This window comes from Pseudomonas sp. UBA1879, from assembly GCF_002338065.1.
GTDB lineage: Bacteria > Pseudomonadota > Gammaproteobacteria > Pseudomonadales > Pseudomonadaceae > Aquipseudomonas.
This window is the reverse complement of sequence record NZ_DDHJ01000002.1, coordinates 206,492-229,359: the sequence shown is the minus strand read 5'-3', so window position 1 is coordinate 229,359 and position 22,868 is coordinate 206,492. Positions and strand designations below refer to the sequence as shown.

The 22,868-nt window shown below is 60.7% G+C and carries 20 protein-coding genes; 7 read left to right on the top strand and 13 right to left on the bottom strand.

Going from position 1 to position 22,868, the window contains the following annotated elements; translation table 11 throughout:
* The first annotated feature begins 139 nt into the window (after positions 1 to 139).
* On the top strand, positions 140 to 1,393 hold the full coding sequence (gene glyA / locus B3N48_RS02815; RefSeq protein ID WP_296179108.1) for a serine hydroxymethyltransferase: 1,254 nt from the start codon (positions 140 to 142) through the stop codon (positions 1,391 to 1,393).
* A 279-nt stretch (positions 1,394 to 1,672) separates the two neighbouring features.
* Here the strand turns inward: glyA and yjiA are convergent, their stop codons facing one another.
* The 3 genes from yjiA to B3N48_RS02800 form a co-directional block, all read right to left on the bottom strand.
* Positions 1,673 to 2,692, bottom strand: a complete 1,020-nt coding sequence (yjiA, locus tag B3N48_RS02810; RefSeq protein WP_296179107.1) for a GTPase — start codon at positions 2,690 to 2,692, stop codon at positions 1,673 to 1,675.
* A 123-nt stretch (positions 2,693 to 2,815) separates the two neighbouring features.
* Positions 2,816 to 3,013 (bottom strand): YbdD/YjiX family protein, encoded by a 198-nt coding sequence (locus B3N48_RS02805; RefSeq protein WP_065987541.1) that lies wholly within the window; start codon positions 3,011 to 3,013, stop codon positions 2,816 to 2,818.
* Positions 3,014 to 3,039: 26 nt separating this feature from the next.
* A complete protein-coding gene (locus B3N48_RS02800; RefSeq protein WP_296179106.1) occupies positions 3,040 to 5,109 on the bottom strand; it encodes a carbon starvation CstA family protein in 2,070 nt (689 codons plus the stop codon).
* A gap of 149 nt (positions 5,110 to 5,258) precedes the next feature.
* On the opposite strand from B3N48_RS02800, the gene B3N48_RS02795 reads away from it, so the two are divergent.
* Entirely contained in the window at positions 5,259 to 5,627 is a 369-nt protein-coding gene (locus tag B3N48_RS02795) for a PilZ domain-containing protein (RefSeq protein ID WP_296179105.1), read from the top strand.
* A 144-nt stretch (positions 5,628 to 5,771) separates the two neighbouring features.
* Here the strand turns inward: B3N48_RS02795 and radA are convergent, their stop codons facing one another.
* A complete protein-coding gene (gene radA, locus B3N48_RS02790) occupies positions 5,772 to 7,142 on the bottom strand; it encodes a DNA repair protein RadA (protein WP_296179104.1) in 1,371 nt (456 codons plus the stop codon).
* A gap of 197 nt (positions 7,143 to 7,339) precedes the next feature.
* Here radA and mscL point away from each other — a divergent pair, with 197 nt between their 5' ends.
* Positions 7,340 to 7,789: a large-conductance mechanosensitive channel protein MscL gene (gene mscL / locus B3N48_RS02785; RefSeq protein ID WP_296179103.1), complete on the top strand. Its 450-nt coding sequence runs from the start codon at positions 7,340 to 7,342 to the stop codon at positions 7,787 to 7,789.
* Positions 7,790 to 7,969: 180 nt separating this feature from the next.
* Here mscL and B3N48_RS02780 read toward each other — a convergent pair whose 3' ends face one another.
* On the bottom strand, positions 7,970 to 8,746 hold the full coding sequence (locus tag B3N48_RS02780; RefSeq protein ID WP_296179102.1) for a ferredoxin--NADP reductase: 777 nt from the start codon (positions 8,744 to 8,746) through the stop codon (positions 7,970 to 7,972).
* Positions 8,747 to 9,117: 371 nt separating this feature from the next.
* Here B3N48_RS02780 and B3N48_RS02775 point away from each other — a divergent pair, with 371 nt between their 5' ends.
* Both B3N48_RS02775 and B3N48_RS02770 read left to right on the top strand, forming a co-directional pair.
* The gene (locus tag B3N48_RS02775; RefSeq protein WP_296179151.1) at positions 9,118 to 9,342 is read left to right on the top strand and encodes a helix-turn-helix domain-containing protein; all 225 of its coding nucleotides are present in this window, start codon (positions 9,118 to 9,120) and stop codon (positions 9,340 to 9,342) included.
* 155 nt (positions 9,343 to 9,497) lie between these two features.
* Complete coding sequence (locus B3N48_RS02770) at positions 9,498 to 10,622, top strand: methyltransferase (RefSeq protein ID WP_296179099.1); 1,125 nt, start codon at positions 9,498 to 9,500, stop codon at positions 10,620 to 10,622.
* A gap of 141 nt (positions 10,623 to 10,763) precedes the next feature.
* Here the strand turns inward: B3N48_RS02770 and B3N48_RS02765 are convergent, their stop codons facing one another.
* The 8 genes from B3N48_RS02765 to B3N48_RS02730 all read right to left on the bottom strand — a co-directional run bounded on the left by B3N48_RS02765 (position 10,764) and on the right by B3N48_RS02730 (position 20,009).
* On the bottom strand, positions 10,764 to 10,931 hold the full coding sequence (locus B3N48_RS02765) for a DUF2474 domain-containing protein (RefSeq protein ID WP_296179097.1): 168 nt from the start codon (positions 10,929 to 10,931) through the stop codon (positions 10,764 to 10,766).
* Between the two features lie 12 nt (positions 10,932 to 10,943).
* Positions 10,944 to 11,951, bottom strand: a complete 1,008-nt coding sequence (cydB, locus tag B3N48_RS02760) for a cytochrome d ubiquinol oxidase subunit II (RefSeq protein WP_296179096.1) — start codon at positions 11,949 to 11,951, stop codon at positions 10,944 to 10,946.
* A gap of 3 nt (positions 11,952 to 11,954) precedes the next feature.
* The gene (locus B3N48_RS02755) at positions 11,955 to 13,394 is read right to left on the bottom strand and encodes a cytochrome ubiquinol oxidase subunit I (RefSeq protein ID WP_296179094.1); all 1,440 of its coding nucleotides are present in this window, start codon (positions 13,392 to 13,394) and stop codon (positions 11,955 to 11,957) included.
* 539 nt (positions 13,395 to 13,933) lie between these two features.
* Positions 13,934 to 14,869 carry an alpha/beta hydrolase gene (locus B3N48_RS02750; RefSeq protein WP_296179090.1) on the bottom strand — a complete coding sequence of 312 codons (936 nt, stop codon included), beginning with the start codon at positions 14,867 to 14,869 and terminating at the stop codon, positions 13,934 to 13,936.
* A 166-nt stretch (positions 14,870 to 15,035) separates the two neighbouring features.
* The gene (gene choX, locus B3N48_RS02745; protein WP_296179089.1) at positions 15,036 to 15,977 is read right to left on the bottom strand and encodes a choline ABC transporter substrate-binding protein; all 942 of its coding nucleotides are present in this window, start codon (positions 15,975 to 15,977) and stop codon (positions 15,036 to 15,038) included.
* A gap of 305 nt (positions 15,978 to 16,282) precedes the next feature.
* On the bottom strand, positions 16,283 to 18,490 hold the full coding sequence (locus B3N48_RS02740) for a xanthine dehydrogenase family protein molybdopterin-binding subunit (RefSeq protein WP_414704187.1): 2,208 nt from the start codon (positions 18,488 to 18,490) through the stop codon (positions 16,283 to 16,285).
* Positions 18,491 to 18,501: 11 nt separating this feature from the next.
* On the bottom strand, positions 18,502 to 19,488 hold the full coding sequence (locus tag B3N48_RS02735) for an FAD binding domain-containing protein (protein ID WP_296179085.1): 987 nt from the start codon (positions 19,486 to 19,488) through the stop codon (positions 18,502 to 18,504).
* On the bottom strand, positions 19,485 to 20,009 hold the full coding sequence (locus B3N48_RS02730) for a (2Fe-2S)-binding protein (RefSeq protein WP_296179083.1): 525 nt from the start codon (positions 20,007 to 20,009) through the stop codon (positions 19,485 to 19,487). Before B3N48_RS02730 ends, B3N48_RS02735 begins: the two co-directional genes overlap by 4 nt.
* A gap of 383 nt (positions 20,010 to 20,392) precedes the next feature.
* On the opposite strand from B3N48_RS02730, the gene B3N48_RS02725 reads away from it, so the two are divergent.
* Together B3N48_RS02725 and trmA are read left to right on the top strand one after the other, a co-directional pair.
* Positions 20,393 to 21,685 carry an NCS2 family permease gene (locus tag B3N48_RS02725; protein ID WP_296179081.1) on the top strand — a complete coding sequence of 431 codons (1,293 nt, stop codon included), beginning with the start codon at positions 20,393 to 20,395 and terminating at the stop codon, positions 21,683 to 21,685.
* On the top strand, positions 21,682 to 22,767 hold the full coding sequence (trmA, locus tag B3N48_RS02720) for a tRNA (uridine(54)-C5)-methyltransferase TrmA (protein ID WP_296179079.1): 1,086 nt from the start codon (positions 21,682 to 21,684) through the stop codon (positions 22,765 to 22,767). Before B3N48_RS02725 ends, trmA begins: the two co-directional genes overlap by 4 nt.
* Positions 22,768 to 22,868: the final 101 nt, after the last annotated feature.

The following is a 22,868-nucleotide window of genomic DNA, read 5'->3' as shown; positions in this document are numbered from 1 at the left end:
GGCTCCCACGGAGTGGCTCGTCGACCTTTTAACCGTATGAAAACCGCTTGTCCAGCACATGACCGCCTTTCATATGCCAGATAAAACGCGATGTTGTAGAATGCCCCCCTTTTCTACTGCCCGATCCCCGAGGACCGCCATGTTCAGCCGTAATTTGACTATCGCCAAGTACGACTCCGACCTGTTTGCCGCCATGGAGCAAGAAGCCAAGCGCCAGGAAGATCACATCGAGCTGATCGCCTCGGAGAACTACACAAGCCCGGCGGTCATGGAAGCCCAGGGTTCGGTGCTGACCAACAAATACGCTGAAGGTTATCCGGGCAAGCGTTACTACGGCGGTTGCGAGTACGTCGACATCGTTGAGCAGCTGGCCATCGACCGCGCCAAAGAGCTGTTCGGCGCCGACTACGCCAACGTCCAGCCACATGCCGGTTCTCAAGCCAACAGTGCCGTCTACCTGGCCCTGCTGAACGCGGGCGACACCATCCTCGGCATGAGCCTGGCCCACGGCGGCCACCTGACCCACGGTGCCAGCGTTTCCTCCTCCGGCAAGCTGTACAACGCGGTTCAATACGGCATAGACGGCAACGGCCTGATCGACTACGACGAAGTCGAGCGTCTGGCAGTGGAACACAAGCCAAAAATGATCGTGGCCGGTTTCTCGGCTTACTCGCAGGTCCTGGATTTCCCCCGCTTCCGCGCCATCGCTGACAAAGTTGGCGCCTACCTGTTCGTCGACATGGCCCACGTGGCCGGCCTGGTCGCCGCAGGCGTGTATCCAAACCCGGTTCCCTTCGCAGACGTCGTGACCACCACCACCCACAAGACCCTGCGCGGTCCACGTGGCGGCCTGATCCTCGCGCGCGCCAACGCCGACATCGAGAAGAAGCTGAACTCCGCTGTGTTCCCGGGTGGTCAGGGTGGCCCGCTGGAGCACGTCATCGCGGCCAAGGCGATCTGCTTCAAGGAAGCACTGCAGCCTGAGTTCAAGGTTTACCAGCAACAAGTGGTGAAGAACGCCAAGGCCATGGCCGGCGTGTTCATCGAGCGCGGTTTCGACGTGGTGTCCGGCGGGACCGAAAACCACCTGTTCCTGCTGTCGCTGATCAAACAGGACATCTCCGGCAAAGACGCCGACGCCGCGCTGGGTCGTGCGTTCATCACCGTGAACAAGAACTCCGTACCGAATGATCCACGTTCTCCTTTCGTCACCTCCGGTCTGCGTTTCGGCACCCCGGCGGTGACCACTCGCGGCTTCAAGGAAGCAGAGTGCAAGGAACTGGCCGGCTGGATCTGCGACATCCTGGCTGACCTGAATAACGAAGCGGTGATCGACGCCGTTCGCCAAAAAGTCCAGGCCATCTGCGCCAAGCTGCCGGTTTACGGCGCTTGATAGCGTAGGCGTGATGTGAAAAAGCCCGGCTTCAGCGCCGGGCTTTTTTCTTTAGGGCTACGCCATGGCCTGTAGGAGTGAGCTTGCTCGCGATTGCATCATTTCAGACACCAGAGTGCTGAATGAGACGAAGCAATCGCGAGCAAGCTCACTCCTACAGCTACAACGTGTCATTCAACCTCCATGTGTCTGTGCTGCCGCTTTCGTCGGATCGCTGCCCGCACCAAGCCGGCTCCCACAGTGGACGTGCGGTGTGTCAGTCAGCCGTGAGGTTGCGGATCATTCCGCCGCCACCTTCGCAAACCCTTCTCGAATCTTCTCTTCCGGCAGATCGTCAGCGATGAACACGATCACGCTTTCGCGCTTTTCGTCGGTGCCCCACTCCACGTCGAAATCGAAGCCATACAGCTTCAGCACGCCCTGAAACACTAGCTTGCGGTCTTCGCCCGCGATGTTGAGGACGCCCTTGTAACGCAGCAATTGCTTGCCGTGTTCTTCCAGCAGGTCGTTCATGAAGGTGCTGAGTTTGTCGAGATCCAAGGCTGCGTCGCTGCGCAGTACCAGGCTGCTGATGCGGTCGATCCCGCGACCTGCAGGCGCCGCAGGGCGAAGCACCATGCCGCCGACGTCGGCGTTCAGGTTGAAACCGCGCACGTCCAGCAATTGCGCCAGATCGATCTGGCCGTGTTCGACCACGCGGATCGGCGCACGTCGGTTGATGCGGGTCAGGCGCTCGCTCAATGCCTGGAAGGTCGCTTCGTCCACCAGATCGGTCTTGCTCACCAGCAGGCGGTCGGCAAAGCCGATCTGCGCCTGAGCAATGGTCTGCTCCAGATGGGTGTCGGCGTGGGCGGCGTCGACCAGCGTGATGATGCCGTCGAGGATGTAACGCTCGCGCAGTTCTTCGTCGATGAAGAACGTTTGAGCGACAGGAGCCGGGTCGGCAAGGCCGGTGCATTCGATCACCAGACGGTCAAAAGCGATTTCGCCACTGTCCAACCGCTCCAGCAACAAGACCAGCGCCTTGGTCAGGTCGGTGTGAATGGTGCAGCACACGCAGCCGTTGGACAGGGTCATCACCTGCACCGGCTCATCGCCGAGCAGTTGGGTGTCCACCCCGGCGTCGCTGAATTCGTTTTCGATCACAGCGATTTTCAGGCCGTGCTCTGCCTTGAGCAGGTGACGCAACAGCGTGGTCTTGCCCGCGCCGAGAAAGCCGCTCAGCACGGTGACGGGGATGGGTGTGAACACAAATATCTCCAATGCAACGCGAATTTGTGGCGATAACGATGATTGCATTGTGGGAGCCGGCTTGCTGGCGAAGGCGTCAGATCAGTCACATCGACATCGACTGATTTATCGCATTCGCCAGCAAGCCGGCTCCCACATATGTAAAGCTCGCAAGCTCGCGCTATTTACCTCTCAACAACACTTCGGCCCACCCTTCCCACCGTAACGCGCATCTTGACGCTCGCGAAAGAACGCCTCGTACGACATCACCGGCTTGTCCGGGTGGGTCTTCTGCATATGCTCAACGTAGTTATCGTAGTCCGGCATGCCGACCATCAGGCGCGCAGCCTGACCCAGATATTTACCCAGACGACTCAGGTCATTGAACATACACAGCTCCTCGCTTTACAGCGCACTCAATGGGTTTTCGGGAAGGCTTGGAACGGCGCTTCCTTGTCGCTGCGCTCTTTCTTGACCCACGCCGCACGACCGACCTTGATCGCGTAGAACAGGATGCTCAACACCACGAACAGGAACAGCGTGGTCAGCGCGGCGTTGGTGTACGCGTTGAAGATCACGTGCTGCATCTGATCGGCGGTTTTTGCCGGCGCGATGATCTGGCCGGCTTCAGCGGCTGCACTGTATTTCTTGGCCAGAGCCAGGAAGCCGACGGCGGGGCTCGGGTCGAACAGCTTGATGAGGCCTGCGGTCACGGTGCAGATCAGCAGCCAGGAAGCGGGGAGAATCGTGACCCACGCGTATTGCTGACGTTTCATCTTGATCAGCACGACGGTGGCCAACATCAGCGCAATACCCGCCAGCATCTGGTTGGAGATACCGAACAGCGGCCACAGGGTGTTGATACCGCCCAGTGGATCGATCACGCCTTGGTACAGCAGGTAACCCCACAGCGCGACGCAGCCCCCGGTGCCGATGGCGTTGGCGGTCCACGATTCGGTGCGTTTCAGCGCAGGCACGAAGCTGCCGAGCAGGTCTTGCAGCATGAAACGACCGGCACGGGTACCGGCGTCCACTGCGGTCAGGATGAACAGCGCTTCGAACAGGATCGCGAAGTGGTACCAGAACGCCATGGTGTTCTGCCCAGGGAACGCTTGGTGCAGGATCTGCGCGATACCCACTGCGAGCGTTGGCGCGCCACCAGCACGGGCCAGAATGGTGTTCTCGCCAATGTCCTTCGCGGTCGCCACCAGTTGATCCGGGGTAATCACAAAGCCCCAGCTGCTGACCATCTGGGCGACCGCGTTGACGTCAGTACCCACGATGGCCGCCGGGCTGTTCATGGCGAAGTAGACGCCTGGTTCGATGACCGACGCCGCCACCATGGCCATGATCGCCACGAACGACTCCATCAGCATGCCGCCGTAACCGATGTAACGGGCGTTGACTTCGTTATCCAGCAGCTTCGGCGTGGTGCCCGAGGAGATCAGCGCGTGAAAACCGGAAACGGCACCGCAGGCGATGGTGATGAACAGGAACGGGAACAGCGTGCCTTTCCAGACCGGGCCGGTGCCGTCGGTGAACTGGGTCAAGGCCGGCATTTTCAGCTCAGGCGCGAGGATCAGAATGCCGATCGCCAGCGCGATGATGGTGCCGATTTTCAGGAACGTGGACAGGTAATCGCGAGGGGCGAGCACCAGCCACACTGGCAGCATGGCGGCGACGAAGCCATAACCCACCAGCATCCAGGTGATCTGCACGCCGGTGAACGTGAACAGCGGTGCCCATTCAGGGCTCGCTGCCACTTGGCCGCCGACCCAGATCGACAGCAGCAACAGCACGACGCCAATGATGGAAATTTCGCCGATGCGCCCTGGACGAATGAAGCGCATGTAGACGCCCATGAACATCGCGATCGGGATCGTCGCCATGACCGTGAACATGCCCCACGGGCTTTCGGCCAGGGCCTTCACCACGATCAGCGCCAGCACGGCGAGGATGATGATCATGATCAGGAAGCAGCCGAACAAGGCGATGGTGCCGGGAACGCGGCCCATTTCCTCGCGGACCATGTCGCCCAGCGAGCGGCCGTTACGGCGTGTGGAGAGGAACAGGATCATGAAATCCTGCACCGCACCGGCCAAGACCACGCCGGCGATCAGCCACAGCGTGCCGGGCAGATAACCCATTTGCGCGGCGAGCACCGGACCGACCAGCGGGCCTGCACCGGCGATGGCGGCAAAGTGGTGACCGAAGAGAATGTGTTTGTTGGTCGGGACATAATCCAGACCGTCGTTGTTCAGCACTGCAGGGGTGGCCCGTGTCGGGTCCAGCTGCATGACGCGCGTGGCGATGAACAGGCTGTAGTAACGATAAGCGACCAGATAGATGGCGACCGCGGCGACCACGATCCAGAGTGCGTTGATTGCTTCTCCCCGACGCAATGCAACCACTCCGAGGGCGCACGCCCCAAGAATCGCAACAATCAGCCAGGGCACGTGGCGCAGCAGACTATTATTATTTTTCATTTTTTTGTGTTTCCAGCAGAGTGGAGTGTTTTTAGCAGCAACGAGAGTTTAGCGCTGCTGGAGCGAAAGGCCACCCCCACGATGGTCTAGCGCGGGATTTGTCCTATAGTCAACGCAGTTGCCGCCATACGGCCAGGAGAAGTCGCGTCATGACCGATGCCCACGAAGACCGTCGCCGTTTCAAACGTATTGCGTTCGATGCCAAGACCGAACTGACCCAAGGCGCCAAGAGCTGGCCGGTCCACTTGATCGACCTGTCGCTCAAAGGGCTGCTGATCGAGCGGCCGTCACCCTGGCTGGGTAATCCCGATGAGCCGTTCATCGTCGACATCCATTTGAACGTCGATATCGACGTGCAGATGGAAGTCAGGCTGACCCACGACGATCACAACCATCTGGGCTTCGTGTGCGAACACATCGGGCTGGAATCGGTGACCCACCTGCGCCGTTTGATCGAGTTGAACCTGGCCGATCATGACGAGTTGGAGCGGGAGTTGGGAGCGTTGATTGAGGTGTAGCCGCCGATCTTCGGCCGAACACTAACCCTGTGGGAGCCGGCTTGCTGGCGAAGGCGGGGTGTCAATCAGCATAGAGGTGCCTGACCTGACGCTTTCGCCAGCAAGCCGGCTCCCACAGGTTAAGTGCAAGCCGGCTACTCTCAGTCATTCCTCAAACAACGCATCCAGCGCCTGATCCAGTCGGGTCACGGCGACAACGGTCAGACCGGGCGGCGCCTCTTTCGGTGCGTTGCCCTTGGGCACGATGGCGCGTTTGAAGCCATGTTTGGCAGCTTCTTTCAGGCGTTCCTGCCCGCTGGGCACCGGCCGCACTTCCCCTGAAAGACCCACTTCGCCAAACACCAGCAGGTCCCCCGGCAACGCCCGATTGCGCAGGCTCGACATCACAGCCGCCATCAGCGCGAGGTCAGATGCGGTTTCCAGCACTTTGACCCCGCCCACCACGTTCAAGAAGACGTCTTGATCGTGTGTAGGAATTCCACCGTGGCGGTGCAGAACAGCCAGCAGCATCGCCAGCCGGTTCTGGTCCAGGCCCAGCGTGACGCGACGCGGGTTCGACAGGTGGCTGTCATCCACCAGCGCCTGCACTTCCACCAGCATCGGACGCGTGCCTTCCCATGTGGCCATGACCACACTGCCGGCGACGGCTTCCTGCGCGCGTGTCAGAAAGATCGCCGACGGATTGGAGACTTCTTTCAAACCTTTGTCGGTCATGCCGAACACACCCAACTCGTTGACCGCGCCAAAACGGTTTTTCACCGCCCGCAGCAAACGCAAACGGCCATCCGATTCGCCTTCGAAATACAGCACGGTGTCGACCATGTGTTCGAGTACGCGAGGGCCGGCCAATGCCCCCTCTTTCGTCACGTGGCCGACGAGAAAAATGGCCGTGCCGCTCTGTTTCGCATAGCGCACCAACAACGCCGCGCTCTCGCGCACCTGCGCCACGCCACCGGGGGCCGACTGCAACTGCTCGGTGAAAATGGTCTGGATCGAGTCGATCACCATGACTTTCGGCTGTTCGATACGCGCCGTGGCAATGATGGTTTCGATGGAGGTTTCGGTCATCACCCGCAGTTTGTCTTGAGGCAGACCCAGACGACGGGCGCGCATGGCGACCTGCTGCTGTGATTCCTCGCCGGTGACGTACAGTGCTGGCATGCGTTCGGCGATGGCGCAGAGGGTTTGCAGCAGGATCGTTGACTTGCCGATGCCCGGGTCGCCGCCAATCAGCACCACCGAGCCGTCCACCAGACCGCCGCCCAGTACACGGTCCAGCTCGGCAGAATTGGTAGAGAAGCGTGGGATCTCCTCGATGCTGACTTCAGCCAGGGTCTTGATCTGCGCTTGCTGCCCCGCCCATCCGCCACGGCCTGCAGGTGCCGCCGCGCCGCCGCTCTCAATCATGGTTTCGGTCAGCGTATTCCAGGCGCCGCATTCGCTGCATTGCCCGGCCCATTTGGGAAAGGTCGCGCCGCACTCGGTGCAGCCATACATGCGTTTGGCCTTGGCCATGGAACCCCCGCCGCAAAAAAGGGGCAATCATACCCCATGCCTGGAACGCCCGCGTGTCATGGCCCGCGCGAACACCTTTCTGGACGATTCCGTAAAACTAACAGGATCGAAGCCGGTCGATTGAATGGATTACGCGGGATGCGTGTAGCTGACATACACTGCATTCACCACCCTCATCTGTAACAAAGGAATACACCATGAGCGTACTAAGCGAGTTCAAAGCCTTTGCCGTCAAAGGAAATGTGGTCGACATGGCCGTCGGTATCATCATTGGCGCGGCATTCGGCAAGATCGTTTCGTCGTTCGTCGGCGATGTAATCATGCCGCCCCTGGGGCTGCTGATTGGCGGCGTGGACTTCAGTGATCTGGCAATTACCCTCCGGGCAGCGAATGGCCCAGCCCCTGCGGTGGTGCTGGCCTACGGCAAATTCATCCAGACCGTGGTCGACTTCATCATCGTGGCGTTTGCGATCTTCATGGGCGTGAAGGCGATCAACCGCCTGAAACGCGAAGAAGCCAAAGCCCCTTCCGTTCCGCCTGCGCCGTCTCCGCAAGAAACTCTGCTGACTGAGATTCGTGACCTGCTGAAAGAGCAGAACAACAAGCCTGCGGCGCCACTGCCGGTGAATCCTGATCGGTTGGTGTAGTCCGCAACCTCTGTCCTACACCGCTCCCACCCTTTGCTGAATGATCTGTGGGAGTGAGCTTGCTCACGAGAGGGTCAGTGCATCCACCGGATCTACGGCAGATGCACGTGAGCCTTCGAGAGCAAGCTCACTGTCACAGATGTGTGTTCTTCAAAACTCTTCGCCATCGACCGGTTACCCTTACCAATAATTCTCCACCGCCACCTGTCCCGGCTTGCGGGTCAGGGCCAGACGCATGTCGCGAGTTTTGAGCACGGCTCGGGTGTCATCAATCATTTGCGGGTTGCCGCAGATCATCACCCGTGAATGCTCAGGGGTCAGCGCTACGCCCGCTGCCTTTTCCAGCTCGCCGGTTTCAATCAGCGTCGTGATCCGGCCATTGAGCGCGCCAGGGTGATCTTCACGGGTGACCGTGGCGATGAAATGAAACTTGTGGGCGTATTCTGCGAGGTATTCGCGCTGGGTCAACTCGGCGATCAGGTCCTGATAGGCGAGTTCTTTGGCCTCACGGACGCTGTACACCAGAATGATGCGCTCGAATTTTTCCCACACTTCAAAGTTCTGCAGGATCGACAGAAACGGCGCCACGCCCGTGCCCGTTGAAAGCATCCATAGGTCACGACCATCAGTGAAGCGGTCGAGGGTCAGGAAACCTGTGGCCTGTTTTTCGACCATTAACGTGTCGCCCTCGCGCAGCCGACTCAGCTCGCTGGTGAACTCGCCGCCGGGCACGACGATGGAGAGGAACTCGAGAAACTCATCGAAGGGCGACGACACCACCGAATACGCCCGCCACACCGTGCTGCCGTCGACCTTGGTCACGCCCAACCGCACGAATTGTCCGGCCGTGAAGCGAAAACCCGGATCGCGGGTGGTGCGCAAGGTGAACAGACTCGGGGTCAACGGCGTGACGTTGAGCAATGTTTGCCGGGTGAACTTCTCTGCACTGGCGGTCATGGGGCGCTCCTGGCTCCTGTCACTCATTCAAGAGCGCCCAGTTTCCCGCAAACCGACGTCGATAAACACTGCGGGTTTGTAGTGGTATCGGATCACGCGGCGGCCCGATGCATTCGTGTGGATTTTTAGAGCATTTCGCGATGGAGGTTATCGCGACCGATACTGAGATCGAATTCGGGCGCACGTAAGCGATTGAATTCAGAAGACTTAGAGAATGTGTCGGACAAGAGCCGCTTCCCCACTCATCCGTCTCACCCACGCTGTGACTGATTGCCCGGCGATTCCTTACCTAGACTTCCATCAAAACGACGTTCACTTTTGCTCGGGCATGGAGGCTTGTGATGGAACACTTGAGACTGGATTTGCTACAGATGAGTAAGGCCGTCGCCCTGGTGCACAGCGGGCTAACGCTTCGGGAAATCGAAGTGCTGAAATGGTCGGCCGAAGGCAAGACGGCCGCGGAAGTCGCGCTGATTCTGGACGTGAAAATCCGAACGGTGAATTTCCACATTGGCAGCGCCATACGAAAAATGGGAGTGAGCAACAAAACGTCGGCCGTCGTGCAAGCTGCGCTGCATGGAGTATTCCGGCCATGAGGGCCGAGTCAGAGAGCGCTCTCTGAAAAGCCTGGGTGCTAAGCCGATGGAAAACCACGTAAAATCGCGGGTTTCGCGAGTCCGCTGGCAAGGGTGCGTCGTCCAGGTGCACCAAGCCGCCAATCGCGTCGCCCACGAATGGAATTCTCCAGCCCATGCCCCTGCTTACCACGCCTTTCGCCCAGCTCGATCTGATTCGCCAGCCGGAGCAGTCAGATGAACCCTTGCAGGCCTTCGACGCGGCTGACGAATACCTGCTCAGCCACCTCGCAGAGCACGGCCTGAGCCTGCAAACCCGTGTGCTGATTCTCAACGACAGCTTCGGTGCGCTGGCGGCCAGCCTTGCTCCGCACGCGGCAGTGTTCAGCAGCACGGACTCGTTTCTTGGGGTGCAGGCGCTGGAGAAAAACCTGGTGCGCAACGGGCAGGCTTACGACGCAGTGCCCGTGATCCCGGCCAGCGAACCGCTCCAAGGGCCGTTCGACTGGGTGCTGATTCGCGTGCCCAAGACCCTGGCGCTGCTGGAAGAACAGCTCATTCGCCTGCAAGGCCAACTGGCGCCGGACGCCAGGGTGGTGGCCGGGGGCATGATCAAACACCTGCCGCGCTCGGCGGGTGAGCTGATGGCGGATTACATCGGGCCGGTGCAGGCGTCATTGGCCGTCAAAAAAGCCCGCCTGCTGTTTTGCACGCCGGAACCCAAGGCTTATCAGCCTTCGCCCTTCCCCACCCGCTACACGCTGGACGAGCCGAAGATCGAGCTGATCAACCACGCCAACGTGTTCTGCCGCGACGGCCTGGATATCGGCACCCGCGCCTTTCTACCCCATCTCCCGACAAATCTCGGTTCCGGACGCGTGGCGGATTTGGGCTGTGGCAACGGGGTGTTGGCGATTGCCAGTGCGCTGGCCAACCCGGACGCACACTACACGCTGGTGGACGAGTCATTCATGGCGGTGAAATCCGCGCAGGAGAACTGGCAACTGGCGTTGGGTGAGCGTGAGGTGGAGATCCGGGCGGCTGACGGCCTGGCGGGTCAGGAACCGGATTCGCTGGATGTTGTGCTGTGCAATCCGCCCTTTCACCAACAACAGGTTGTCGGGGATTTTCTCGCCTGGCGCATGTTCCAGCAGGCGCGCTCGGCACTGGTGACAGGCGGCGCGTTGTACATTGTGGGTAACCGGCATTTGGGGTACCACGCCAAGCTGGCGCGGTTGTTCCGAGGGGTGGAACAGGTGGCGGCGACGCCGAAGTTCGTGATTCTCAAAGCCCGCAAATAAATCACCAGGCCAGTGAGATTCTTCCCTGTGGGAGCCGGCTTGCTGGCGAAGGCGGGGTCTCAGGCAATGCATTTGTCACTGATGCACCGCCTTCGCCAGCAAGCCGGCTCCCACAATATCGAACCCGACAATGGTGCCAATTCAGTGCGTCTTCATCCCCGCCGCCGTCATAAACATCCGCAACAACATCGCGAATACGAACAGTACCAACACGCTGCCTGACCAAATCACCACCAGCCAGCCCAGTCGCTGCCAGAGCGGCTTTTTTGCCTCGCCTTCGTGTTCACTCAGCGAACCCTTGCCGTTCATGGCCCTGCCCTCCTAGTGATAACCGTGTTCGTGGGTGACCTTGCCGCGGAACACGTAGTAGCTCCAGAAGGTGTAACCCAGGATGAACGGCAAGATGAACAGCGTCCCGACCAGCATGAAGCCTTGGCTTTGCGGCGGCGATGCTGCGTCCCAGATTGAGATCGACGGCGGCACGATGTTCGGCCACAAGCTGATGCCCAGCCCGCTGTAACCCAGGAAGATCAGCACCAGCGTCAGCAGGAACGGCGTGTAATGCGCGTTGCGTGCGACCGCCTTGAACAGCCCGTACATCGTCACCAACACCAGCGCCGGCACTGGCATGAACCAGATCAGATTGGACGGACTGAACCAGCGCTCGGCGATGTCGTGATGGGCCAGCGGCGTCCACAGGCTGACAATGCCCATTACCACCAGTGTCCCTAATGCCAGCGGGCGCGCCAGATCATGCATCGCCTTCTGTAAAGCGCCCTCGGTTTTCATGATCAGCCAAGTGCAGCCGAGCAGCGCATAGGCCACGATCAATGCCAGTCCACAGAAGAGGGAGAACGGTGTCAGCCAATCCAGCCCGCCACCGGCATAGGCACGATTGACCACCGGGATGCCATCGATGAACGCACCCAGCGCCACCCCTTGAAAGAACGTCGCCACCAGCGAGCCGCCGATGAACGCCTTGTCCCAGAGGTGACGTTTTTCATCGGTCGCCTTGAAGCGGAACTCGAATGCCACGCCGCGAAAAATCAGCCCGATCAGCATCAGGATCAGCGGCAGGTACAAGGCCTCCAGCACCACCGAGTAAGCCAGCGGAAAGGCGCCAAACAACCCCGCGCCGCCCAGCACCAGCCAGGTTTCGTTGCCGTCCCAGACCGGCGCAACGGTGTTCATCATCACGTCACGGTCGGTCTTGTCCTTCATGAAAGGGAAGAGGATCCCGATGCCCAAGTCAAAGCCGTCCATGACGACGTACATCATGATGCCGAAGATGATGATGACGGCCCAGATGAGTGGCAGATCAATACCCATGGCTCAGTTCCCCTCGGTCAGGCGGTCTTTGCGATCGTCGGTGCTGCTTTCATCGGCAGCCGACAGCGGACGTGCTGGCGTGCGTTTCTGGCCCGGCCCGCCGGGTGGGGTGTTCTCGCTTTCATGGGTCTTCGGTCCTTTGCGCACCAAGCGCATCATGTAGCCGAAACCGGTGCCGAACAGCATGAAATAGACCACTACGAACAGCACCAGGGTGATGCTCAGCTGCTCGACGCTGTGGCTCGACGAGGCATGGGCGGTGCGCATCAGCCCATAGACGACCCACGGCTGGCGGCCGATTTCGGTGGTGAACCACCCCGCCAGTATCGCGATCAGCCCCGCCGGCCCCATGCACATGACCAGCCGCAAAAACAGCCGGTTGGTGAACAACCCGCCACGCCAGCGCAGCCAGGCACTCCACAGGCCGACGGCGATCATCAGCATTCCCAGCGCGACCATGACCCGGAACGACCAGAACACGATCAGCGAATTAGGCCGGTCCTCGGGCGGGAATGACTTCAGCGCGGGGATTTGCTTGTCCAGGCTGTGGGTCAGGATGAGGCTGCCGAGGTAGGGAATCTCAACCGCGTATTTGGTGCGTTCTTCTTTCATGTCCGGGATGCCGAACAGGATCAGCGGCGTGGGTTCGTCACCGACGTTTTCCCAGTGCCCCTCGATCGCCGCAATTTTGGCAGGCTGGTGTTCCAGCGTATTCAACCCGTGAGCATCGCCGACCATTGCCTGAATCGGTGCCACGATCAGCGCCATCCACATGGCCATCGACAGCATGCGGCGAATGGCCGGGTTGTCTCGACCGCGCAGCAAATGCCAGGCCGCCGACGCGCCAACGAAGAAGGCTGTCGCGACGAACGCAGCGATCGCCATGTGCAGCAAGCGATAGGGGAATGAGGGGTTGAAGATCACGGCCAGCCAATCCACCGGGATCACGCGACCGTCGACGATTTCGAAGCCTTGAGGGGTTTGCATCCAGCTGTTGGACGCGAGAATCCAGAACGTGGAAATCAACGTGCCGATGGCCACCATGACGGTCGCGAAGAAGTGCAGGCCACGGCCCACACGGTTCCAGCCGAACAGCATGACGCCCAGAAAGCCCGCTTCGAGGAAGAACGCCGTGAGCACTTCATAGGTCAGCAACGGCCCGGTGACCGCCCCGGCGAAGTCGGAGAAGCGACTCCAGTTGGTGCCGAACTCGTACGCCATGACCAACCCGGACACCACGCCCATGCCGAAGTTGACGGCGAAGATCTTTGACCAGAAGTGGTACAGGTCGCGGTAGGTGTCGTCATGGGTCTTGAGCCACAGACCTTCGAGCACCGCGAGGAAGCTCGCCAGACCGATGGTGATGGCAGGGAAGAGAATGTGAAACGAAACAGTGAACGCAAACTGGATTCGGGCGAGATCGAGCGCCTCTAAACCGAACATAGGTCTTCCTCTCATCAGGTGAAACCGGCTGCAAGCACGCGGGCCTCAGCGACTGCCCCCACGGTGTATTGAGTACGACGCTGTGCGATTGTTCTTTTTGATTTCACGCTCAGGCAAACGACCATACGGGCGTTGCGTCAAGCCACTGGATCAATTCATTGCGTGTAAGACATTGATTCAGGTCAGCCGACATTAAAAGAAGAGTAGTCCCATTTCGGCACTTCCCCTGCGTGGTCTTTTGTCGCGTGACGAGTTGCCTCACCCAGGGAAAGCAGTGCAAACAAGCCTGTGTACAGTTTTAGGGGGGTGGGAGCGCCGTTCAACAGCCATCGCGAGCACGCTCTCGCCTAAAGCGTTTGCGCAGGTCCTGTAGGCGTGAGCTGGCTCGCGATCTGCTGCGCGGCGGCAGCGAATTCGATAAAGGCGGGGCGTCTGACGAGAGTGTCTGGTTTTACTGCCGTTTCGGTCGAGCGCGACCCTAGGCCGATTGCGGGCCAGCGACACTCTTACGCCTTCCGCGCAGATGCCGGTGCCCGCGCTCACAACGAGCGACGCAAAAACCCCAGCAACGCGCTGACCAGCCGCCGATACACCCCATCCACTTCCGGAGCGTGGCCGATGGCCCGGATGCTGCCGTGCACCAGGCCTAACCCCGGGTCGAATTCGGTGGCGACGCCCGCTTCGCGCAGAGCCTTTTCGTAGCACACGCCGTCATCGCGCAGGGGGTCGAACTGTGCGACGGCGATGAACGTTGGGGCCAACCCGCGAAAGTCGGCGGCGGTGAGGGGCATCGCGTAACCACTTCGCTCGCCGGTTGGCAGGTAAAGACGTTCGTAAAGACCCAGCTCCGATGTCGCCAGCAAGGGCGCATCAAAACATTCGCTACGCGACGGAAGGTCGTCCGCCCCGCCCAGTGCCGGATAAATCAGCGCCTGACCCGCGGGCTGCTGCTCGCCCGCATCGCGCAACGCCAGGCACACCGCCGCCGCGAGATTGCCACCGGCACTGTCTCCGGCAATGGCGATGCGTTGAGGGTCGATATCCAGTCGTGGCGCCTGAATCTGCAAAGCGTGCCAGACCTCAAGACAGTCGTCGAAGCCAGCGGGAAACGGGTATTCGGGGGCCAGGCGATAGTCCACAGCGATGACCACCGCGTTGAGGTCAATCGCCAGGGCGGCGGTCAGGAAGTCATGGGAATCAAGATCGCCGACCACCCACCCGCCGCCGTGCAGGTACACGACACACGGTGCCGGGTGTTCGAGGGAAAGTTGGCGAGGTCGATAGCTGCGCACGGCCACGCCCGCCAAAGTGAAGTCCTTGACCTCAAGCTCCGCCGAGCGCGGCGGGGTGAAGGCTTCGCACATGCGCGCGTAACCGCGGCGTTGCGTGGGGATATCTTCAGAATCGACGCTGAAACTCAGCGTCCTGGCGACGAACGCCGCCATCGCCGGCGAGAGGGGGTAATGCGTTGGCATTTGCTGCTCCAGCCGGTGCGGCAACGGGTTCGGGAGGGTGCCGCGGTTCAAAGACATTGCCGGGAGGCGAGAGCTTGCTCGCGAAACGGAGGGTCACAGATGAACATTCCCATGATACCCCCCATCGCGAGCGGTAGACCGAAGTCCAGCCCACCTCTTTCAGCACTTACTTGTTGACCGCAACCTGCACCGCGGCTGCCGCGTCTTTTCCATCAAACGTGGTCACGCCATCCAGCCAGCGCTTGGTGTCTTCCGGATGATCCTTGAGCCAGGCCTTGGCGACGTCGTTCGGGGCCTTACGGTCCATGATCGGGACCATCATCTGGCTTTCCTGAGCCGCCGTGAACTTGAGATTGCTCATCAGCTTATTGACGTTCGGGCAACGGGACGCGTAATCCGGCGCCGTCACAACAGAAACGGTCGCCGCGCCTTCATTGGGACCAAATACGTCTTCGCTTCCGGTGAGGTAAGCGATCTTCATGTTGATGTTCATCGGGTGCGGGGTCCAGCCCACGAACACTACCCACTCGTTACGCTTGGTCGCGCGTTGCACCGCGGCAAGCATGCCCGCCTCGCCAGATTCCACCAGCTGGAAGCCGCCCAGACCGAACTGGTTCTTCTCGATCATGCCTTTGATGTTGGCGTTGGCACCGGTGCCGGGCTCGATGCCGTAAATCTTGCCGCCTAACTTGTCTTTGAATTTGGCGATGTCGGCGAAGGTTTTCAGCCCGCCATCTGCCACGTATTGCGGGACGGCCAGGGTAGCCTGCGCGTCATTCATGCTTGGGGTGTCGAAGACTTTGACCTGATTGGCGGCCACGAACGGAGCAATGTTCTTGTCCATCGCCGGTTTCCAGTAGCCCAGAAACACGTCCAGACGGTCGTCGCGCAAACCGCCGAAGACGATTTGCTGTGCCGCGCTGGTCTGCTTGACGTCATAGCCCAGGTTTTGCAACAGCACTTCAGCCACAGCACTGGTAGCAATCACGTCGGTCCAGTTGACCACACCCATGCGCACGTTCTGACACTTGGCGGGCTCAGCCGCCATCAGGGCCGTGCTGCTCAGCATCAATACACCGCAACTGATCTGACGAATAAATCTCTTCATGCGTGCTCCTCGGGTCGGCTCGTTATTTTATTCAGCTCTTTCCGGCAGTTTTCTAAGGCTTAAAGACCACGGCAATCCGAATGCTGCCGCGTTGATGCAAATTACGCAGACGCACATTGGACAAAACGCACCAGCGCGACCAGTGCTTGCACTGGAGCGACATTGGTGAAGATGGCAGGGTGACAGTAGAGCAGTGCTGAGCTGCAGAAGCGCGCTTGCCCGGGAAGGCGGTCGGTCTGCGACAGATGATTCGTCTGACCTACCGCATTCGCGGGCAAGCGCGCTCCTACAGCATTCGTGTTACGTCACAGCACCTTATCCAGCGTGATTGGGAATTCGCGTACGCGTTTGCCAGTGGCGTGGTAGATCGCGTTAGCAATGGCTGAAGCGACCCCGACAATGCCGATCTCGCCGACGCCCTTGGAGCCGAGTTCATTGACGATCTCGTCGTTCTCTTCAACGAACAGCACATCGATATCCCCAATGTCGGCGTTCACCGGAATGTGGTACTCGGCCAGGCTGTGGTTCATGAATCGGCCCAGATTGTGGTCTGTCTGGGTCTCTTCCTGCATCGCCTGACTGATGCCCCACACGACGCCACCCAAAATCTGGCTGCCTGCCGTTTTAGGGTTGACGACCCTGCCCGCCGCCACCGCGCTGACGACGCGATTCACCCGAATGCTGCCCAAATCTTCGTCGACAAACACCTCGACGAACACCGCCGAGTGCGTCGCGGTGGCGTAAGCGTTGCGTTTCTCGTCAGGCTCGGCGTCGATCTGCACTTCCAGCACGTCATGGGACGATTCGCGGACGATGTCGCCGTAGGCAAAACGTTGGTCCTGAATGATCAGATAGCCGTCGCCGAAGGCAATATCTTCCATGTCCACCACGGCGAATTGCGGGTGGGCCATACGAACGGCGTCCAGCAGCTTGGCACGCAGCGCCTGACAGGCTTGCTGCACCGCCGTGCCCACCGACGATACGGTGAACGAACCGCCTTGTAGTGGCGCGGTGGGCAGCGACGAGTCGCCCAGCACGAACGTAACGTCGTCGTGCTTGACCCCAACTGCTTCGGCGGCGATCTGCACCATGACGGTGTACGTCCCAGTGCCAATGTCAGTCGTGGCGCTACTGACGGTCAGCTTGCCGCTGGCATCGATGCTGGCCTTGGCACTGGCCTTCATTTGCATCGCCTCCCACACGCCGCCCGCCATGCCCCATCCGACCAATTGCCGACCGTTGCGCATGCTCCGGGGTTCGGGATTACGCCGGTTCCAGCCGAAACGCTCTGCGCCTTGCTGATAACAGGCGATCAATTCCTTGCTGGAATAAGGCTTGTCTTCGTTGCCATTGCGCTCTGCAAAATTGAGCACTCGCAGTTGCACCGGGTCGATGCCCGCGGCGCAGGCCAGTTCGTCCATCGCGCATTCCAGCCCAACCATCCCGGAAGTCGCGCCAGGCGCCCGCATGTCCAGTGGGGTGTAGACGTCCAGCGGCGCCAGCTTGTAGGTCAGCTGCACGTTGTCGCACTGGTACAACATCCCGCTCCACTCGACCACGTGCTCGGTGAAGTCTTCAAAGCGCGACGTCTGGCCGATCACATCGTGACCCACCGCGACAAGCCTGCCCTCCTTCGTCGCGCCTAACCGCAGATGCTGAAGGGTGTTGGGTCGGTAGCCAAACGTGAACATCTGCTGACGCGTCAAGGTCACGCGAACCGAACGTTTGAGCTGCAACGCCGCCATCACGGCAAGCGGCAATTGATATTGCGGCCGCAGACCGGAGCCGAACGCGCCGCCGACGAACGCGGCGAAAATGCGGATCTTCGACTTGTCCAGACCGAACACTTTGTGCAGGTAATCCTGGCAGTTCTGCGGACCTTGGGTCTTGTCGTGGATATGCAGGCTGCCGTCATCCTGATAAAGCACTGTCGACGCGTGGGGTTCCATCGGGTTGTGGTGCTCGTTGGGCGTGCTGTAGTGGGCGTCCACCGTGAACGCCGCACCGGCAAACCCCGACTCGAAGTCCCCCCGCGGCTCCGGGGTTTGGGCTGGCGCGGTATGGGCAGTGTTCTGCGCGGCGAGCAGGCTTGTCTCGTGAGCCTCGCTCTCGTAATCGATGCGGATCAACGACCCCGCATGCCGAGCCACCTCGAGGCTGTCCGCGACGACCAGCGCCAAGGGTTGGCCGCTGTACAGCACGCGGTCGTTATAAAGAGGGCGAAACGGCGAACCTTCCGCCGAGTCAGCGTCTTGGTAATCCTTGTCGTAACTGGCGATGTGCGGGCGATTGAGGTGATCAATCACCGCCACCACACCCGGCACCTGCAGGGCCTGCGAGGTGTCGATGCGGATGATGCGGCCCCGGGCAATGGTGCTGGACACGACGCTGCCATGGAGCAAGCCTTTCTCGGGGTACTCCCCGGCATAACGGGCTTGCCCCGTCACTTTCAACAGGCCATCGACGCGGTCCAGTGGCTGGCCCACGGGCGAAACACGACCGGGTGGAAACATTTTGGCGTTCATCAGGCATTCCCTCCCAAAGCGGCATCACTCAAGGCGCGGACGATGGCCCGGTGCGCCAGTTTGATCTTGAAGGCGTTGTGATCGAGAGGCTGAGCATCGCGCAGCATGGCATCGGCGGCCGCCACGAAGTTTTCCCGCGAGACCGGTTGGCCAATCAGTAACCGCTCGACGGCCTTGTCACGCCAAGGCTTGTGGGCCACGCCACCAAGGGCCAGACGTACGTCTTTGATCACATCCCCGTCCAGCTCCAGCGCCGCAGCCACCGACACCAACGCAAAGGCATACGACGCCCGATCGCGAATTTTCAGGTAGTGGCTGTGAGGTTGAAAGCGCGGCGCAGGCAGCTCAATGGCCGTGATCAGTTCATCGTCTGCCAACTGATTGTCACGCTGAGGCGCGTCGGCAGGCAGGCGATGGAAATCTTCGAATTCGATGGTGCGCTTGCCAGCGCGTCCTTCAACGTGGACCACGGCCTCAAGCGCGGCGAGGGCCACGCACATGTCGGACGGGTGCGTCGCGACGCATTCATCGCTGGCGCCGAGAATCGCGTGGATGCGGTTCAGGCCCTGCTTGGCAGGACACCCCGAACCCGGCTCGCGTTTGTTGCACGGCACGGTCGAGTCATAGAAGTAATAGCACCGGGTGCGCTGCAACAGATTTCCACCGGTGCTGGCCATGTTGCGCAGTTGCGGCGATGCGCCAGCGAGCACGGCTTGGGACAGCAGCGGGTAGCGCGTTTCGATCAGCGGATGCCACGCCAGGTCGGCGTTGCTGACCAGCGCGCCGATCATCAGGCCACCTTGCGCAGTTTCGCGGACGTCTTTTAGCGGCAGGCCAGTGATGTCAATCAAGTGTTCGGGATGGGCGACGTTTTCCTTCATCAAGTCGAGCAGGTTGGTGCCCCCCGCGATAAAGCGGCTGGCAGGCCCGACCAGATTGATGGCTTGTGCCACATCGGCAGGTTTGCTGTAGCTGAACGGGTTCATGATTGGCGTCCTCCCTGATCTGGCGCAGCGTCGAGCTGGGGCAATACCTCAACCACGGCCGCACGAATATGGCTGTAGGCGCCGCAGCGGCACAGGTTGCCGCTCATCATCTCTTTGATTTCATCGTCAGTTTTGGCGCGGCCCTCATTGGCCAGCCCCACCGCCGAGCAAATCTGCCCTGGTGTGCAGTAGCCGCACTGAAACGCGTCATGCTTGATGAACGCGCGTTGCATCGGGTGCAAAGCATCGCCGTCGGCCAGACCTTCGATGGTGGTGAGTTCAGCGCCATCGCACATGATTGCCAGGGTCAGGCAGGCATTGATCCGTTTGCCGTCGCGCAACACGGTGCAGGCCCCACATTGGCCGTGGTCGCAGCCTTTCTTGGTGCCGACCAGATCGAGCTGTTCGCGCAGCAGGTCCAGCAGGGTTGTCCAGGGTTGCACGCTCAGTTGGCGGTGCTGGCCATTCAACGTCAGGGCAATGGAATGCTCTGCGAAGGCCTGTGGGTTCGTCGCACTCATGGAAAAAGCCTCACGGTTGTCGTCATCAGCGCAGTGAATCTGCGTCTATGGGGTTACGACTTATGGATTTTCGCAATCGTTCAGGCTTTGTGATGACTGCCGTGCACCGCAACCGTTGCCCGTGTATGAAAGCGCAGATATGAAGGCGTGAGTGAGGTCACCCTGACCGGCGTACGGCGCCTGACCATGCCGTCAGGTTTTGCGGTAGCCACGAGACGCCGATCGACGCCAGCAGCCAGCGCCACGGGACGCTGGTATGATGCGCGGCTTTTTTGCGACTGGCAGATTTTGTGCAGTGAAATTGCGCGAGCCGCTTCGGCGGCTGTGCTTTGCTGTCACTAGTCGATTCATTAAAGGCGCGATGCGCCACCGGGGAGCCACACATGCTGGAGCGGCTGTTTCAACTCAAGGCACATGACACCAATGTGCGTACCGAAATTCTGGCCGGGGTCACCACGTTCCTCGCCATGGCCTACATCCTGTTCGTCAACCCGAGCATCCTCGGCGCGACCGGCATGGACAAGGGCGCTATCTTCGTCGCGACCTGTCTGGCCGCCGCCATCGGTTCCACGGTCATGGGCCTGATCGCCAACTACCCAATCGCCCTCGCGCCGGGCATGGGCCTGAATGCCTTCTTCACCTACACCGTCGTCCTGCACATGGGTCACACCTGGCAAGTGGCGCTGGGCGCGGTGTTCATTTCCGCGGTGATGTTCTTTCTGCTGTCGATCTTCCGTATCCGCGAGTGGATCATCAACAGCATCCCCCTGCCCCTGCGTTCGGCGATTGCAGCCGGTATCGGCCTGTTCCTGGCGCTGATTGCCCTGCACAACGCCGACATCGTGGTCAGCAACCCCGCAACCATGGTGGGCCTGGGCGATCTGGCCAAACCTGCGCCGGTTCTCGCCACGCTCGGTTTTGCCCTGATCGTCGCGCTCGATGCCCTGAAAGTGCGCGGCGCCGTGCTGATCGGCATCCTGGCGGTGACCGTCATTTCCATCGTTCTCGGTTTTTCGCCGTTTGGCGGCGTGGTATCGATGCCGCCGTCGCTGGCCCCGACTTTCCTGCAACTGGACATTCCAGGCGCGCTGAACATCGGTCTGGTGAGCGTGATCTTCTCCTTCTTGTTCGTTGACCTGTTCGACAACTCTGGCACCCTGATCGGCGTCGCCAAGCGCGCGGGCTTGATGGGCAAGGACGGCCACATGCCGAAAATGGGCCGCGCCCTGATCGCTGACAGCACCGCCGCCATGGCCGGTTCGCTGTTGGGCACCTCGACCACCACCAGCTACATCGAATCTGCGGCGGGCGTCAGTGCCGGGGGCCGCACGGGTCTGACGGCGATTGTCGTCGCCGTGCTGTTTCTGCTGGCGCTGTTCTTCGCCCCGCTGGCGGGTAGTGTTCCGGCGTTCGCCACGGCGCCTGCGCTACTCTTCGTTGCCGTGCTGATGACCTCCGGCCTGGCCGAAATCAACTGGGACGACATCACCGAAGCCGCGCCCGTCGTCCTCACCGCGCTGGCCATGCCATTCACCTATTCCATCGCCAACGGCATCGCGTTCGGCTTCATTTCCTGGACCGTGATCAAGCTGTTGTCGGGCCGTGGCCGTGAGCTGAATTCGGCGTTGGTCGTGCTGTCGATTCTGTTCGTGATCAAGTTGGGCTTTTATCCATGAGTGCTGCGTTCGACCCTGCCAACTACACCCACCAGCTCGATGAAAAGGCCCAGCGCCTGCGCGAGCTGTTGGAGCCGTTCAACGCCCCGGAGCCGCAGGTGTTCGACTCGCCGCGCGAGCATTACCGCTTGCGCGCCGAATTCCGGCTGTGGCGCGACGACGGTTCGCGGCACTACGCGATGTTCGCGCCGGGCGACAAGTACACGCCGATTCTGATCAACGATTTCCCCATCGCCAGCCAGCAGATCAACACGCTGATGCCGGTGTTGCGCGAGCGGTGGGAAGCCAGCAAAACCCTCAATCACAAGTTGTTTCAGGTGGATTTCCTGACCACATTGGCGGGCGACGGGATGATCACCCTGTGCTACCACCGCCCGCTGGACGAGGCGTGGACGCAAGAGGCGGAGCAACTGGCAGCGGAGCTCAACGTCAGCGTGATCGGCCGTTCCAAAGGCCAGCGTCTGGTGGTCGGTCGTGATTACGTGACCGAAGAACTGGAAGTGGCCGGGCGCACGTTCCGCTATCGGCAGCCCGAAGGCGCGTTCACTCAGCCGAACGGCACGGTGAATCAGAAAATGCTGAACTGGGCCTACGACGCCCTGGGCGACCGCGAAGATGACCTGCTGGAGCTGTATTGCGGCAACGGCAACTTCACCCTGCCGCTGGCGACCCGCGTGCGCAAAGTGCTGGCCACTGAAATCAGCAAAACGTCAGTCAACGCCGCGCTGAGCAACCTGGCGGACAATGGCGTGGATAACGTGTCGCTGGTGCGTCTCTCCGCGGAAGAACTGACCGAGGCGCTGAACGACGTGCGTCCGTTCCGCCGTCTGGCCGGTGTCGATCTGAAAAGCTACGACTTCGGCAGCGTGTTCGTCGACCCGCCCCGCGCCGGGATGGACCCGGACACCTGCGAGCTGACCCGACGCTTCGAACGCATCCTGTACATCTCCTGCAACCCGGAAACCCTCGCCGCCAACATCGCCCAACTGCACGACACCCACCGGGTCGAGCGCTGCGCGCTGTTCGATCAGTTTCCGTACACGCACCATATGGAGTCAGGGGTGTTGCTGGTTCGTCGCTGAGCTGGCATGCCACACACCGCCTCTGGGAGCCGGCTTGCTGCGGGCCGGCTCCCGCAGGTCAGCGAGATGCCAGTCGGCTCTGCGGCGAAGTCAAATAACAT

Excerpts from the sequence above, each read along its gene's own strand:
- glyA (WP_296179108.1), top strand. The coding sequence starts at position 140 with ATGTTCAGCCGTAATTTGACTATCGCCAAGTACGACTCCGACCTGTTT.
- yjiA (WP_296179107.1), bottom strand. The coding sequence starts at position 2,692 with ATGCAATCATCGTTATCGCCACAAATTCGCGTTGCATTGGAGATATTT.
- B3N48_RS02805 (WP_065987541.1), bottom strand. The coding sequence starts at position 3,013 with ATGTTCAATGACCTGAGTCGTCTGGGTAAATATCTGGGTCAGGCTGCG.
- B3N48_RS02800 (WP_296179106.1), bottom strand. The coding sequence starts at position 5,109 with ATGAAAAATAATAATAGTCTGCTGCGCCACGTGCCCTGGCTGATTGTT.
- B3N48_RS02795 (WP_296179105.1), top strand. The coding sequence starts at position 5,259 with ATGACCGATGCCCACGAAGACCGTCGCCGTTTCAAACGTATTGCGTTC.
- radA (WP_296179104.1), bottom strand. The coding sequence starts at position 7,142 with ATGGCCAAGGCCAAACGCATGTATGGCTGCACCGAGTGCGGCGCGACC.
- mscL (WP_296179103.1), top strand. The coding sequence starts at position 7,340 with ATGAGCGTACTAAGCGAGTTCAAAGCCTTTGCCGTCAAAGGAAATGTG.
- B3N48_RS02780 (WP_296179102.1), bottom strand. The coding sequence starts at position 8,746 with ATGACCGCCAGTGCAGAGAAGTTCACCCGGCAAACATTGCTCAACGTC.
- B3N48_RS02775 (WP_296179151.1), top strand. The coding sequence starts at position 9,118 with ATGAGTAAGGCCGTCGCCCTGGTGCACAGCGGGCTAACGCTTCGGGAA.
- B3N48_RS02770 (WP_296179099.1), top strand. The coding sequence starts at position 9,498 with ATGCCCCTGCTTACCACGCCTTTCGCCCAGCTCGATCTGATTCGCCAG.
- B3N48_RS02765 (WP_296179097.1), bottom strand. The coding sequence starts at position 10,931 with ATGAACGGCAAGGGTTCGCTGAGTGAACACGAAGGCGAGGCAAAAAAG.
- cydB (WP_296179096.1), bottom strand. The coding sequence starts at position 11,951 with ATGGGTATTGATCTGCCACTCATCTGGGCCGTCATCATCATCTTCGGC.
- B3N48_RS02755 (WP_296179094.1), bottom strand. The coding sequence starts at position 13,394 with ATGTTCGGTTTAGAGGCGCTCGATCTCGCCCGAATCCAGTTTGCGTTC.
- B3N48_RS02750 (WP_296179090.1), bottom strand. The coding sequence starts at position 14,869 with ATGCCAACGCATTACCCCCTCTCGCCGGCGATGGCGGCGTTCGTCGCC.
- choX (WP_296179089.1), bottom strand. The coding sequence starts at position 15,977 with ATGAAGAGATTTATTCGTCAGATCAGTTGCGGTGTATTGATGCTGAGC.
- B3N48_RS02740 (WP_414704187.1), bottom strand. The coding sequence starts at position 18,490 with ATGTTTCCACCCGGTCGTGTTTCGCCCGTGGGCCAGCCACTGGACCGC.
- B3N48_RS02735 (WP_296179085.1), bottom strand. The coding sequence starts at position 19,488 with ATGAACCCGTTCAGCTACAGCAAACCTGCCGATGTGGCACAAGCCATC.
- B3N48_RS02730 (WP_296179083.1), bottom strand. The coding sequence starts at position 20,009 with ATGAGTGCGACGAACCCACAGGCCTTCGCAGAGCATTCCATTGCCCTG.
- B3N48_RS02725 (WP_296179081.1), top strand. The coding sequence starts at position 20,393 with ATGCTGGAGCGGCTGTTTCAACTCAAGGCACATGACACCAATGTGCGT.
- trmA (WP_296179079.1), top strand. The coding sequence starts at position 21,682 with ATGAGTGCTGCGTTCGACCCTGCCAACTACACCCACCAGCTCGATGAA.